The sequence below is a fragment of the Streptomyces sp. NPDC048416 genome (genome assembly GCF_043200435.1).
In the GTDB taxonomy this organism is placed as follows: domain Bacteria; phylum Actinomycetota; class Actinomycetes; order Streptomycetales; family Streptomycetaceae; genus Streptomyces.
Window position 1 is genome coordinate 143,250 of sequence record NZ_JBICXU010000008.1, and the last position, 13,275, is coordinate 156,524.

The 13,275-nt window shown below is 70.5% G+C and carries 9 protein-coding genes; 6 read left to right on the forward strand and 3 right to left on the reverse strand.

Annotated elements, in window-relative coordinates; all coding sequences use genetic code 11:
* The first annotated feature begins 42 nt into the window (after nucleotides 1–42).
* Nucleotides 43–1,500, forward strand: coding sequence for an amino acid permease (locus ACGFW5_RS13570; RefSeq protein WP_393834369.1), 1,458 nt, complete (start codon nucleotides 43–45; stop codon nucleotides 1,498–1,500).
* Between the two features lie 195 nt (nucleotides 1,501–1,695).
* On the opposite strand, the gene ACGFW5_RS13575 is transcribed toward ACGFW5_RS13570, so the two are convergent.
* A complete protein-coding gene (locus ACGFW5_RS13575; RefSeq protein ID WP_393834370.1) occupies nucleotides 1,696–2,403 on the reverse strand; it encodes a TetR/AcrR family transcriptional regulator in 708 nt (235 codons plus the stop codon).
* Between the two features lie 69 nt (nucleotides 2,404–2,472).
* Here ACGFW5_RS13575 and ACGFW5_RS13580 point away from each other — a divergent pair, with 69 nt between their 5' ends.
* From ACGFW5_RS13580 to ACGFW5_RS13595, 4 genes are all read left to right on the forward strand, one after another.
* Nucleotides 2,473–4,038, forward strand: a complete 1,566-nt coding sequence (locus tag ACGFW5_RS13580) for an APC family permease (protein WP_393834371.1) — start codon at nucleotides 2,473–2,475, stop codon at nucleotides 4,036–4,038.
* A gap of 166 nt (nucleotides 4,039–4,204) precedes the next feature.
* On the forward strand, nucleotides 4,205–5,848 hold the full coding sequence (locus ACGFW5_RS13585; RefSeq protein ID WP_393834372.1) for an amidohydrolase: 1,644 nt from the start codon (nucleotides 4,205–4,207) through the stop codon (nucleotides 5,846–5,848).
* A 46-nt stretch (nucleotides 5,849–5,894) separates the two neighbouring features.
* Nucleotides 5,895–6,983: an S-(hydroxymethyl)mycothiol dehydrogenase gene (locus ACGFW5_RS13590; protein ID WP_393834373.1), complete on the forward strand. Its 1,089-nt coding sequence runs from the start codon at nucleotides 5,895–5,897 to the stop codon at nucleotides 6,981–6,983.
* Nucleotides 6,983–7,618 carry an MBL fold metallo-hydrolase gene (locus ACGFW5_RS13595; protein WP_393834374.1) on the forward strand — a complete coding sequence of 212 codons (636 nt, stop codon included), beginning with the start codon at nucleotides 6,983–6,985 and terminating at the stop codon, nucleotides 7,616–7,618. The genes ACGFW5_RS13590 and ACGFW5_RS13595 overlap by 1 nt, the downstream gene beginning before the upstream one ends.
* A gap of 206 nt (nucleotides 7,619–7,824) precedes the next feature.
* On the opposite strand, the gene ACGFW5_RS13600 is transcribed toward ACGFW5_RS13595, so the two are convergent.
* Nucleotides 7,825–8,790 carry a pseudouridine synthase gene (locus ACGFW5_RS13600; protein ID WP_393834375.1) on the reverse strand — a complete coding sequence of 322 codons (966 nt, stop codon included), beginning with the start codon at nucleotides 8,788–8,790 and terminating at the stop codon, nucleotides 7,825–7,827.
* A 204-nt stretch (nucleotides 8,791–8,994) separates the two neighbouring features.
* Here ACGFW5_RS13600 and ACGFW5_RS13605 point away from each other — a divergent pair, with 204 nt between their 5' ends.
* Nucleotides 8,995–10,518, forward strand: coding sequence for a beta-ketoacyl-[acyl-carrier-protein] synthase family protein (locus ACGFW5_RS13605; protein ID WP_393834376.1), 1,524 nt, complete (start codon nucleotides 8,995–8,997; stop codon nucleotides 10,516–10,518).
* Nucleotides 10,519–11,152: 634 nt separating this feature from the next.
* Here the strand turns inward: ACGFW5_RS13605 and ACGFW5_RS13610 are convergent.
* Nucleotides 11,153–13,018 (reverse strand): BTAD domain-containing putative transcriptional regulator, encoded by a 1,866-nt coding sequence (locus ACGFW5_RS13610; protein WP_393834377.1) that lies wholly within the window; start codon nucleotides 13,016–13,018, stop codon nucleotides 11,153–11,155.
* Between the last annotated feature and the right edge of the window lie 257 nt (nucleotides 13,019–13,275).

Consider the following 13,275-nt stretch of genomic DNA (forward strand, 5'->3'; position numbering starts at 1 on the left):
GTCCGCACGACCGCATGACCCCTCACAAAGGCGAACTACTCCATGAGTGACCGCACCATGCCTGCGGCCGAGCCCCAGAGCGCCCCCGCGGGGGCGACGACGGGCACCCCCCACATCGACGCCGGTGACGCCGGTTACAGCAAGGACCTCAAGTCCCGCCACATCAACATGATCGCCATCGGCGGCGCGATAGGCACCGGCCTCTTCCTCGGTGCCGGCGGCCGCCTCGCGGGCGCGGGCCCCTCGCTCGCGATCGCCTACGCGGTCTGCGGCGTCTTCGCCTTCTTCGTCGTCAGGGCCCTCGGCGAGCTCGTGCTCTACCGCCCCTCATCGGGCGCCTTCGTCTCCTACGCCCGTGAGTTCATGGGGGAGAAGGGCGCCTACACGGCGGGCTGGCTGTACTTCCTGAACTGGTCGACCACCGCCGTCGCCGACATCACCGCGGCCGCGACCTACGCCCACTTCTGGGCCATGTTCAGCGACGTACCGCAGTGGGTCTGCGCCCTCGTCGCGCTCGCCGTCGTCCTGGCGGCCAACCTCATCTCCGTGAAGTACTTCGGCGAGATGGAGTTCTGGTTCGCGATCATCAAGGTCGTCGCCCTGGTCGCCTTCATGATCGTCGGCATCTACCTGGTGGTCACCCAGCACGACGTGGACGGCTCCACGCCGGGCTTCGCCAACATCACCAGCCACGGCGGCATCTTCCCGATGGGCATGATGCCCATGCTGCTCGTCATCCAGGGTGTCGTCTTCGCGTACGCCTCCGTCGAGCTGTGCGGTGTCGCCGCCGGCGAGACCGAGAACCCGCAGAAGATCCTGCCCAAGGCGATCAACTCGATCATGTGGCGGGTCGGCATCTTCTACGTCGGCTCCGTGGTGCTGCTCGCGCTGCTGCTGCCGTACACCGAGTACTCCGAGGGCCAGAGCCCGTTCGTCACGGTCCTCGACAAGGTCGGTGTGCCGGGTGCGGCCGGGGTGATGAACCTCGTGGTCCTCACCGCCGCGCTCTCCAGCCTCAACTCGGGCCTGTACTCCACCGGCCGCATCCTGCGCTCGATGTCGCTCGCAGGCTCCGCGCCCAAGTTCGTCGGCGTCATGAACCGGGGCAAGGTCCCCTACGGCGGCGTGCTCTTCACCGCCTTCTTCGGCGTCCTCGGCGTCGCCCTCAACGGCTTCGTCCCCGACGACGCCTTCGAGATCGTGCTGAACTTCGCCTCCATCGGCATCCTCGGCACCTGGGCGATGATCATGATCTGCTCGCTGCTGTTCTGGCGCCGCGCCCAGGCGGGCGGCGTCCAGCGCCCGGCCTACAAGCTGCCGTGGGCCCCGTACACGCAGATCGTCACGCTGGTCTTCCTCGCGAGCGTCGCCTTCCTGATGTGGTACGGCGGCGGGGTCGGCCGCACCACGATCTACTGCCTGCCGATCATCGCGGCCCTGCTCGTCGGCGGCTGGTACCTCGTGCGCAAGCGCGTCTTCGCCACCGCCTCGGGCGAGTAGCACCCGCTTTTCGAGGGGCGGCGCCACCGGACACCGGGACGCCGCCCTTTTTCACGCCCGCGCCCGCTTACCGCCGGACCGTCCCGCCCGCCGTGCGCGGATCGACCGCCGCCTCTCCGTAGATCGTCCGCCCGCTCTCCGCGGATCGACGCCGCCTTCCGCGAATCGACCGCCCGCGGTCCGGGGCGGGGATCGTCAGGCCCGTACGTGCTGCAAGCGTGCCGCTGCCGCCGCCAGCATCATCTCCAGGGCCGCCGGATAGGCGCTGCGGCCCATCTCCGCCACCAGGGTCGGCGCGTTCGCGGCCACATGGGGGTGGGTCCGCGCGGGGAGCCGCGCGTACCGCTCGTGCCAGGCCCGCCGCTCAAGCTCCCGGGACTCCTGAGGCAGCGTGAACACCGCGGCGTCCAGGGCCGCGAACGCCAGCGTCTGGTCCACGAACACGTGGTAGATCCGCACCGCCTCGGCGTCCGGGAACCCGGCCCCGCGCAGGATCCCCAGGATCGTCTCCACCGACCGCATCTCGTTCGCCCGCCCGGTCACCCGGGTGCAGGTCAACAGCGCCGCCTGCGGATGGGCCTGGTAGTCGGTGTGGACCCGCAGCCCCAGCGAGCGCAGATCGGCCCGCCACTCGCCGGTCGGCCGCCACGAGCGCAGGGAGCGCCCGATGAGCTCGTCCGCCACCGCGAGCAGCAGGTCGTCGGTGTCCTGGAAGTACCGGTAGAGCGCGCTCGGATCCGCGCCGAGCGCCGTGCCGAGCCTGCGCACCGTCAGGGCCGCGGCCCCGTGCTCGCCGATCAGGCGCAGCGCGGTCTCGACGATCAGCTCCTCGGACAGGACCGTGCCCCGCTTGGTGGGCCGCCGGCGCCGCCGCTCCCCGTCCGCCACCACTCGCTCGCTCATGCGCCGCACCCTACGAACCGGCGCCCCTTATGACAACAGCGTTGACGCAACGCAGCCGCGGAGAGTTCGATGTGCCGCCATCGGGGCCGACGAGCGCCCCTCGGCGAAGGAGCCCGCGTGCCCACTCCCCCCGGCAGCGACCCGCCCGTTCTGCGCAAGAGCCTCGGAGTCCTGGACGGCGTCGCCATCGCCGCCTCCTCCACGGCGGCCACCACCAGCATCGGCATCGGGCTCGGCGTCACGGCCGGCGCCGTGGGCCTGCACCTGCCGATCGTCATGCTGCTCGCCTTCGTGCCGATCCTGGGCATCGCGAGCGCGTACACCCGGCTCAACAAGGTCGAGCCCAACATGGGCAGCGGCTATGCGTGGGTGGGCCGCTCGCTCAGCCCCTGGCTCGGCTTCCTGACCGGCTGGATCGGCATCGTTTCCACCGTCGTCTTCCTCGCCTACACCACCGCCGTCACCGGCTCGGCGCTGATCCAACTGGCCGGCGAGAGCGGGCTGCACACGCTCGGCGGGCTGCGTCTTGACCCCGACTCCACGGCCCAGTCGACCGCCATCGGCATCGTGATCCTCATCGCCGTCACCTTCACCGCGGTCATCGGCACCCGCTCCGCCGCCACCCTTCAGAAGTGGCTCCTGGTCTTCGAGTACGCCGTGCTCCTCGGCTTCTGCGGGTACGGGCTGATCCAGGGCCCGCACCCCTTCAGCCTCGACTGGCTGAACCCGTTCACCATCCCCTCGGGCCAGGCCCTCGCCCAAGGACTGCTCCTCTCCGTCTTCTGCTACTGGGGGTTCGAGTCGACCTTCAGCGTGAACGAGGAGATACGCGACCCGCAGGACGCCTCCAGGGCCGGACTCATCACCCTGTTCACCATGCTCGGCCTGTTCCTGCTCGGCTCCTTCGCCTTCCAACGGGTGCTCGGCCAGGACGAGTTGGTGGGTCACGGAGCTCAGGGGCTCACCTTCTTCGGCGACCGCCTCGCCTCCCAGCCGCTCGCCGCCCTGCCCCTCGTCGCCCTGGTCTTCTCCGCGGTCGCCTCGCTCCAGTCCGGCGTCATCCCCACCGTGCGCGGCATGTTCGCCATGAGCCGCGACCGCACGCTCGGCCCGCTCTGGCTCAGGATCAGCCCCCGGTACGGGACTCCCGCGGCGGGCACCGTCGCGATCGGCTGCGTCGCGGCTGCCATCGCCGTCCTGTCGCTGCTGATCCCGAAGATCGGCGACCTGATCCTGGCCTCCGTCAACGCCATCGGGATCGTGGTGTCCCTCTACTACGCGCTGACCGCCCTGGCCGCGGCGAGCCGCTTTCGCGGCGCACTCAAGGAGAGCATGGGCGATGCGGTACGGGCCGTCGTGATCCCGACCCTCAGCGCCCTCTTCCTGCTCGCCCTCGGCGGCTACCTCGCCTGGACGTTCTACACCTCGGCCGACCACTTCGAAGTCAGCGCCGACAACGGCTGGTTCATGCTCGCCTGTCCCGCCGCGATGCTGCTCAGCGGCGTGGCCGCAGCCGCCTGGGCCAAGTGGGTAAGGAAATCACCGTACTTCGTCACCGGACGCTCGGTCGGCGAAGCGGAACCCGCGCCGCTCGGCGCCTCACCCGAAAACGCCGACACCGCCGAAACCGTCTGAACCCGCTACCTCCGGGCGGAACCGCCGCCTCCAGGCAGAACCGCCCCCTGCTCGCACGCAGAACCGTCACCCGCCCGCACGCAGAACCGCCCCCTGCCCGCACGCAGAACCGCCCCCTGCCCGCACGCAGAACCACCACCCGCTCGCCCACAGAATGGACCCGCTCATGCGCCACGACCCCGCCGACCTCGTCTTCTCCGGCGGCCCTGTCCTCACCCTGGACGCCGCGCGCTCCCGCGCCACCACCGTGGCCGTCACCCAGGGACGGATCACCGCCGTCGGCCACGACGAGGTGCGCGACCTGATCGGCCCGAAGACCGAAGTCGTCGACCTCGCGGGCAAGTTGCTGATCCCCGGCTTCCAGGACGCCCACGTCCACCCGGTGTCGGCGGGCATCGAGCTGGCGCGCTGCGACCTCACGGGACTGCGGACCGCCCCCGACACCCTGGCGGCCGTACGGGCCTACGCCGACGCCCACCCCGAGCAGGAGTGGATCACCGGTGGCGGCTGGTCCATGGAGGCCTTCGACGGCGGCAGCCCCACCCGGGACCTGCTCGACCGCGCCGTGCCCGACCGTCCCGTCTACCTCCCCAACCGGGACCACCACGGCGCCTGGGTCAACACCCGCGCCCTCACGCTCGCCGGCATCACCCGGGACACCCCCGACCCCGCCGACGGCCGCATCGAACGCGACGCGTCGGGCGAGCCCACCGGGCTGCTCCAGGAGGGCGCGATGGACCTCGTCGGCCGGCTCACCCCCCGCTCCTCACCGGCCGACCGCCTGGCCGCCCTGCTGCGGGCGCAGGCGTACCTCCACTCGTACGGGATCACCGCCTGGCAGGACGCCATCGTCGGTACCTTCGGCTCCATGGACGACCCCGCCGACGCCTATGTGACCGCCGCCCGCGACGGCTCGCTGACCGCGCGGGTGGCCGGCGCCCTGTGGTGGGACCGCGAGCGCGGCGCCGAACAGATACCGGAACTGGTCGAGCGCCGACGCGAGCTCAGCCAGGGCCGGTTCCGCGCCGGATCGGTGAAGATCATGCAGGACGGTGTCGCCGAGACCGGCACCGCGGCGCTGCTCGGCCCCTACCTCGACGCCTGCGGCTGTGCCACCGCCAACACCGGCACCAGCTTCGTCGATCCGGCCCAACTGCGCTCCTACGTCACCCAGTTGGATGCCCTCGGCTTCCAGGCCCACTTCCACGCGCTCGGCGACCGCGCCGTGCGCGAGGCGCTGGACGCGGTGCAGGCGGCCCGCGAGGCCAACGGCTGGACCGACACCCGGCCCCACCTCGCCCATCTCCAGATCGTCCACCCCGACGACATCGGCCGCTTCCGCGCGCTCGGCGCCACGGCCAACATCCAGCCCCTGTGGGCCTCCCACGAACCACAGATGGACGACCTGACCATCCCCTTCATCGGGAAGGAACGGGCGGGATGGCAGTACCCCTTCGCGGCGCTCCTCGGTGCGGGGGCGACCGTGGCCGCGGGCTCGGACTGGCCGGTCAGCAGCCCCGATCCGATGGAGGGCATCCACACGGCGGTGAACCGGGTCGCGCCCGGCGAGCAGGGCCCGGTGTTCCTGCCGGCCCAGCGCATCACCCTGACCGCCGCGTTCGCCGCGTACACCGCGGGCACGGCTCATGTGAACCACCTCGACGACACGGGCTCGATCCGCCCGGGCGCCCTCGCCGACCTTGCGGTGCTCGACCGTGATCCGTACGCCGGGCCCCCGGAGGAGATCGGCGCCACCCGGGTGCTCGCGACCTATGTGGGAGGCGGACGCGTGCACCAGGTCTCCTCATAGGGTGTATTCCTGATACGTCCGACGGCATGGAACAGGGAGTGGCGGCATGGCGCAGCAGGTCCAAGGGGTCATCGCACCGGGCAGGAACCAGCCCGTACGCGTCGAGACCATCGTGGTGCCGGACCCGGGCCCCGGCGAGGCGGTGGTGAAGATCCAGGCCTGCGGCGTCTGCCACACCGATCTGCACTACAAGCAGGGCGGCATCAACGACGACTTCCCCTTCCTGCTGGGCCACGAGGCGTCCGGGATCGTGGAGTCGGTGGGCGAGGGCGTCACCGAGGTCGCCCCCGGTGACTTCGTGATCCTCAACTGGCGTGCGGTGTGCGGCAGTTGCCGGGCATGTCTGCGGGGCCGCCCGCAGTACTGCTTCAACACGCACAACGCACGGCAGAAGATGACGCTCCTCGACGGAGGCGCCGAGCTGTCGCCCGCGCTCGGCATCGGCGCGTTCGCCGAGAAGACTCTCGTCGCGGCCGGCCAGTGCACCAAGGTCGACCCGTCGGTCTCGCCTGCCGTGGCCGGCCTGCTCGGCTGCGGCGTGATGGCGGGTATCGGCGCCGCCATCAACACCGGCAACGTGGGCCGCGGCGACTCGGTCGCCGTCATCGGCTGCGGCGGCGTCGGCGACGCGGCGATCGTGGGCGCCCGGCTCGCGGGCGCGGCCCGGATCATCGCCGTCGACATCGACGACCGCAAGCTCGCGACGGCGAAGTCGATGGGCGCCACGCACACGGTCAACTCCCGCGGCCAGGACGCCGTCGAGACGATCCGCGAGCTGACCGGCGGCAACGGCGCGGACGTCGTCATCGAGGCGGTGGGCCACCCCGAGACGTACAAGCAGGCGTTCTACGCACGCGACCTGGCCGGCACGGTGGTTCTGGTCGGCGTGCCCACCCCGGACATGACCCTGGAGCTGCCCCTCCTGGACGTCTTCGGACGCGGCGGCGCCCTGAAATCCTCCTGGTACGGGGACTGCCTGCCGTCCCGGGACTTCCCGATGCTGATCGATCTGCACCAGCAGGGCCGGATCGACCTCGGGGCGTTCGTCACCGAGACGATCGCGCTCGACGAGGTCGAAAAGGCCTTCGAGCGGATGCACGAAGGCGATGTGCTGCGTTCGGTGGTGGTGTTCTGATGGCCGTTCGCGCACGCGTCGATCATCTGGTCACGTCCGGCACGTTCTCCCTGGACGGCGGCACGTGGGACGTCGACAACAACGTGTGGATCGTCGGGGACGACGAGGAGGCCGTCGTCATCGACGCGGCGCATGACGCCGACGCGATCCTGGCGGCGCTGGGCGGCCGCACCCTGCGGGCCATCGTGTGCACGCATGCCCACAACGACCACATCGACGCGGCGCCGGCCCTGGCCGACGCGACGGGCGCGCCGATCCTCCTCCACCCGGCGGACCTCCCGCTGTGGAAGCAGACCCACCCGGAGCGCCTGCCGGACGGTGAACTGGCCGACGGAGAAGCGGTGTTGGTCGCGGACGTGGTGCTCAAGGTCCTCCACACCCCGGGCCACGCGCCCGGTGCGGTCTGCCTCCACGCACCGGCCCTCGGCACGGTCTTCACGGGGGACACCCTGTTCGCCGGTGGTCCCGGCGCGACGGGGCGCTCGTTCTCCCACTTCCCGACGATCATCGACTCGATCCGGGACGTGTTGCTGAGGCTGCCGGGGGAGACGGTGGTGCGTACGGGGCACGGGGAGGGGACGACCCTCGCCGCGGAGGCTCCGCATCTGGAGGAGTGGGTGGCCCGGGGTCACTGACCCCGGGTGCCCCCGTGATCCCCGCCCCCTGCTCTGGCCCGGGGTGGCTGGTCGTGCCTTTCCTCGCGCCCCGGGTTGGTCTTCGGCCTCGGGGCGGGGGCGGCCGGTCGCGCAGTTCCCGGCGCCCCGGGTTGGTCTTCGGCCTCGGGCCGGGGGTGGCTGGTCGCGCAGTTCCTCGCGCCCCTGGTGGTCCGGTCCCGGAGGCCCTACTGGTCCGCTGTCTGCGGGGCGGGTGGCTGTGCGTCGGGCCAGTGGGCGAGCCGCAGTTCGCTCTCGAAGCGATGGGGCCGGCCATCCACCGGATCGGTGAACTCAAGGACGGCGGCGCGCAGTTGGAGCGGCGCACCGAAATCGTCGGGTGCCGGCTCCGGCAGGACCGCCGGATAGAGGGGATCGTTGAGGATGGGCAGACCCAGCCCGTTCATATGGACCCGCAGCTGGTGGGTGCGGCCGGTGGCGGGCAGCAGCCGGTAGCGGCCGAGGCCGCCGCGCCGCTCAAGCAGCTCGATCCGGCTCTCGGCGTTGGGCTCGCCCGCCTCCTCGCGGGCGGCCATGACCCCGCGCTCCTTCACGATCCGGCTGCGCACGGTCACGGGCAGCGCGACGCCCGGGTCGTACGCCGCCACCGCCTCGTACTCCTTGCGCACCCGGCGCCCGCTGAACAGACCCTGATACGCGCCCCGGTCCTCGGGCCGCACGACGAACAGGGCGAGGCCCGCAGTCAGCCGGTCGAGCCGGTGCGCGGGCTGGAGGGTGGGCAGCGCCAGATCCCGCCGCAGCCGGGCCAGCGCCGTCTCGGTGATGTGCCGGCCACGTGGCGTGGTGGCGAGGAAGTGCGGCTTGTCCGCGATCACGATCCGCTCGTCGCGGTGGACGACGCCCACCTCGAACGGCACCGGAGTCTCCGGCGCGAAATCCCGGTGGAACCACACCTGCGTCCCCGCTTGGTACGCCTCCGTCCCGCGCAGTACGCCCTCGGCCCCGACGAAGCGCCCCTCGCGCAGCATCGCGGCCACCCGCTCCGCGCCGATCGCGCCCTCGAACCGGCTCATCAGGTGGTCACCGACCGTAGCCCAGGCCCCCTCGGGATCGGCGGGCAGCCGCACACGCACCGGGTCGATTCCGTCGCGCTGAGCGAGCGGCGGGGCCGGGGTCCTGGATCTGCGTCTCACGGAACCAGAGAACCCCACGAACCCCGTCGAAAGCAAGAGAACCCCAGGTCAGCACAGGTCAGCACAGGTCACCGGAGCAGGCGGCGCCTCGCCTTGCCCGTCGGGCAGACCTCCCTGGACTGCCTTACCGGCGTTCCGGAGGCATGCTGCCTAGGGGGCCGCACCCAAACATTCACGTATGTCACATGCGAGGCAAGGTCCACGATGAACGAAGAGTCGGTCATGGGCGGCGCCTGTTGTCTGCTCACCACGAGTGAACTGGTGCCCGGTGACGTCATCGCGACGGACCCGGACGGCCCCTGGCTCGTGGTGGTGCGCACGGCGCCCGCGACCGAGACCAAGACCAGACTCCAGCTGCGCCCCGTGACCGGCGGCCCGGACCGGGAGCGCGTACTGCCGCGTTACGAACGCCAGGTCGTCCGCAGGACGCGGGTGGACCCCGCCGAACAGCCCGGCCCCGCGCAGGGCGACGCGCCCCGGCGCCGGGTGGTGGTGACCGGTCTCGGCGCCCTCAGCCCGCTCGGCGGTGACGTGCCGGGTCTGTGGCAGGGGCTGCTGGACGGCCGGTGCGGGGTGTCCCTGGTGACGGGGCCCGCGTTCGACGGGCTGCCGGTACGCCTCGCCGCGCGGGCCGCGGTGGACCCGGCGACCCTCCTGCCGCGGCCGGTGGCACGCCGGATGAACCGGTCCGCCCAGTTCGCGCTGCTCGCCGCACGGGAAGCCTGGCGCGACGCGGGACTCGACCCCGCCGGGACCGTGGCCGCCGGGCTGCGGCCCGACCGTACCGGGGTGTCGATGGGCACGATCATCGGCGGCGCGCCCGTCATGGTCGAGAGCCGGCTCGCCCTCGACGAGCGCGGGCCCAGGGCGGTCTCCCCGCACACCACGCCCATGATCGTGCCGTCCGCGTCGGCCGCCCAGATATCCAAGGACCTCGACATCCGAGGCCAGTCCCGCACCTTCGTGTCCGCCTGCGCGTCCGGCACCGAGGCGATCGGGCAGGCCATCGACGCCATCCGCTCCGGCCGGCTCGACCTCGTCGTCGCGGGCGGCACCGAAGCGGTGATCACCCCGGAGATTTTGGCCGCTTTCGCCGCGATGCGGGCCGTCTCGACCCGCAACGACCAGCCCGAGCACGCCTCCAGGCCGTTCGACGACGCCCGCGACGGATTCGTCCTGGGCGAGGGCGCGGGCATCGTCATCCTGGAGGACGAGGAGCACGCCCGCGCGCGGGGTGCCCGCGTGTACTGCGAGGCGGCCGGCTGGGGCCTGTCGGCGGACGCCTTCCACATGGCGGCACCCCACCCCGAAGGCCGCGGCGTCGAGTCGGCGCTACGGGCCGCACTCGCGGACGCGGGAGCCACGCCGGCCGACATCGCCCACATCAACGCGCACGCCACGGCGACCGTCGACGGCGACCGTGCGGAAGCCCTCGCCCTCGGCAGACTCTTCGGCAGCCACATCCGGGACATCCCCGTCACCGCGAACAAGGGCGCCATCGGCCACCTCCAGGGCGGAGCCGGCGCGGTGGAGGCCGTCGCCGCGGTGCTCACCCTGCGCGACGGCCTGATCCCGCCGACCGTCGGCTGCGACGACCCGGAGGAAGGCCTCGGCCTCGACATCGTGCGCGGCTCCCCCCGCGCCCTGCCGCCATGCGGCGACACGGTCCTCAGCAACTCCTTCGGCTTCGGCGGCCACAACGCGGTCCTGGCTTTGCGCAGGAGGTGACACGGTCGGGCTACAGGACAAGACCATGTCGCGCGGCGGCTATGGCGGCTTGGTGTTCTCCTCCACCGACATCCCCGCCGCCCAGCTCATTGCCCTGCACGAGCAGCTACCACGTCAACTTCCGTGGCCTGCTGTTGTTCTGCTGCCTTGAGGCTCCCGACGAGGGGGCAACGACCGTCTTCGACATCCGAGAGGTGCCGGCCCGGCTGGCGCTGGAACTGGTTGGCCGTTTCCGGACCAAGGGCTGGTTGCTGACGCGGCACGTGCTACGAGTGTGACGACCCTGCCCAGAACGACGGCCTTCGCCGCGGCCGGCCGGAGAGGCCGCGAAGTGCTGAGAGACGCACGCCATTGCCTGTGCCCGACAGCGCGACGGCGACCTCAGCACCGTGCAGCGCCGACCCGCCGTGGTACGCCCCCCAGCAACAGGCTCACGGCCGGCCGCGGCTCCTTCCGCGGCACTCGGCAGATCCTGGTGGCCATGTGCCAGCCGATCGACTTCAGCGTGCGCGCCAACAGTGGCGCCGATCGCGGGTCCTGCCTCATGGGCCTCGCCCGCCATGCTGGCCGACCCTTCACCGGGGCGCACTACTCCGGCGAGCAGACGGACGTCGGCCGTGGTCCAAGCCACCTGCTATTTCTGCGGTCGCACGATTGCCTGGTTGTGGCACTCGGAGAAACGTGCCGAATTTGTATTTGGCGGCGGGTAACACACCTTGGCCGCAAAGTCGGTCATGAAAGCACGGACCAGTTCGTTTGCTCGATAGCAGTGCGCTCCTGCATTCCCGAGGCCTGAGACTTCCATGAGGCCGTGGTCGACCAAGGTGTCCAGGAGATCCGTTGCGGCGGCGCGTGAAGTGTCAAAGAGGTTGGCCAGCATCCCGGGCTGGTACTCGATCGTAGGAAGCGACATGAGCGCCGAGAAGGCGCGCCGGATCTCCAGGCTGAGACTGCGGTAGCTCTCTTCCAAAAAGGTCCGGATACATACGTTGCCCACAGCGAGTTCGTCGATGCTGTTCGGTCCGCCCTCCAGCCGATCGGCCAACTCGCCGATCGACCAGTGGGGGCGAGTGGCCAGCCGCGCACCGGCGATATGCACAGCGAGCGGATGGTATCCGCACCGACGCAGGATGACGTCCGTGCGTTCGGGCTCGGCCGCGACCCGCCTGGCGCCGACGAGGCCGCTGAACTGGGACAGCGCTGCCGACGGCGCAAGCGGCGTCAGACTGAACGCTACTGACGGAGTGAGTCCGGAGAGCCTTTTGCGGCTGGTGATCAGGGCCGCGCAGCGGTTGCTCACCGGAATCAATGGTCGCACTTGGGCTTCGCTGCCGGCGTTGTCCAGAACCAGGAGGATCCGGCGGTCCGCCAGAGTCGTGCGGTACAGATCCAGGATCTCTTCCGGATGCCCCGGGATGCTCAGGTCGTCGAGCCCCAGAGAACGAAGCGTTCGCACCATGGCCCGCGCAGGCGGAAGCTGTTTTCTTTCGTTGCCGCGAAGGTCGAAGTACAGGCTGCCGTCCGGATAGTGAGGGCGGAGCTGGTGCGCGGCGGCCAGGGCCAGCGCGGTCTTGCCTATACCGGCTAAGCCGCTCACCGCGGCGACGACGGCGTGTGGGGCCGGAATGTCGCAGATCCTGAGCAGCGCGCCGAGTTCGGCGTCCCGTCCGAAAAGAGCGCGGGGCCCCGGTGGCAGGGAGGAAGGGATTTTCGGTCCGTTCGTGCTGCCAACCAAACTCGGGTCGTGGCGCAGGATCTCCGCCTCCAGCCGTTGCAACTCAGGGCTGGGGTCCAGTCCAAGTTCCACGCGCAGTCGCTCGTGCGCGGCTCGGAGTACGTCAAGGGCGTCCACCTGCCGTCCGCACTGGTACAGAGCACGGACATAGCATATTATAAGCGTTTCACGGTATGGTGCCGACTCCATTTCCTTCGCGAGGGTGTCAACCACCGTTTCGGCATTGCCCGCAGCCAGGTCGGCTCTGGCTCTACTCTCGACGGTCTGCCAGCGCCGCGCCTCCAGAGCGACGACGACGGGCCACGGCTCATGACAGAGCACATCCTCAGCAACCCGACCCCGCCACAAGGCCAGCGCATTCTCATAGCGAGCCGCGGCCTCCGCAGGCCGCGGACTCAGCGACTGGACACTGGTGAGCAGAGCCTCGAACTCCTCAATGTCGGTGCTCACCACCTCAGTGGGCACCAGGTAGCCGGGGGAGCGGGTCAGGACGACATTGCGCCCGGAACCACTGCCGGCGACCGCATCAATGGCAGCCCGAAGGCCACTCACTTGGCCGTGGAGTTTAGTCACCGCACTGCTCGGTGGATCGGCTCCCCACACCAGGCTCACGAGTCTGTCTACCGACATCACCTGCCCTGCGTGCAGGACCAGTGCGGCGAACAAGGCCCGTCTGCGCGGTCCCCCCAGGGCTATCGGCGTGGTGCACCAACTCGCCTCAACCGGACCCAGCACATTGCCGCGAAGAGGTGCGGTGATCGTCATCGCGCCATGATGGCACACCAGGTCGATACGTGAACATAAGTTCATTAATGGGTTGCGTTGGCAGCCGATCGTCGCTAGTTCCGTCTTCTGCCTGTGATCGCGGCACCCGGAGTATCAGTTCTGGAAGCGATGAAGGGCGCTCCCACCTGGCAGTACTTCCCCGATTAAGGAGAAGGTCCACAATCGATCGCTGATGGCGCATCACTTCGGTAGTTGGAAGGCAGCCCGCCGGTAGCCCGTGCTGGCAAGCTGATCTC

Coding starts and splice junctions, on each gene's coding strand:
- ACGFW5_RS13570 (WP_393834369.1), top strand. CDS start 43: ATGAGTGACCGCACCATGCCTGCGGCCGAGCCCCAGAGCGCCCCCGCG.
- ACGFW5_RS13575 (WP_393834370.1), bottom strand. CDS start 2,403: ATGAGCGAGCGAGTGGTGGCGGACGGGGAGCGGCGGCGCCGGCGGCCC.
- ACGFW5_RS13580 (WP_393834371.1), top strand. CDS start 2,473: ATGTGCCGCCATCGGGGCCGACGAGCGCCCCTCGGCGAAGGAGCCCGC.
- ACGFW5_RS13585 (WP_393834372.1), top strand. CDS start 4,205: ATGCGCCACGACCCCGCCGACCTCGTCTTCTCCGGCGGCCCTGTCCTC.
- ACGFW5_RS13590 (WP_393834373.1), top strand. CDS start 5,895: ATGGCGCAGCAGGTCCAAGGGGTCATCGCACCGGGCAGGAACCAGCCC.
- ACGFW5_RS13595 (WP_393834374.1), top strand. CDS start 6,983: ATGGCCGTTCGCGCACGCGTCGATCATCTGGTCACGTCCGGCACGTTC.
- ACGFW5_RS13605 (WP_393834376.1), top strand. CDS start 8,995: ATGAACGAAGAGTCGGTCATGGGCGGCGCCTGTTGTCTGCTCACCACG.
- ACGFW5_RS13610 (WP_393834377.1), bottom strand. CDS start 13,018: ATGACGATCACCGCACCTCTTCGCGGCAATGTGCTGGGTCCGGTTGAG.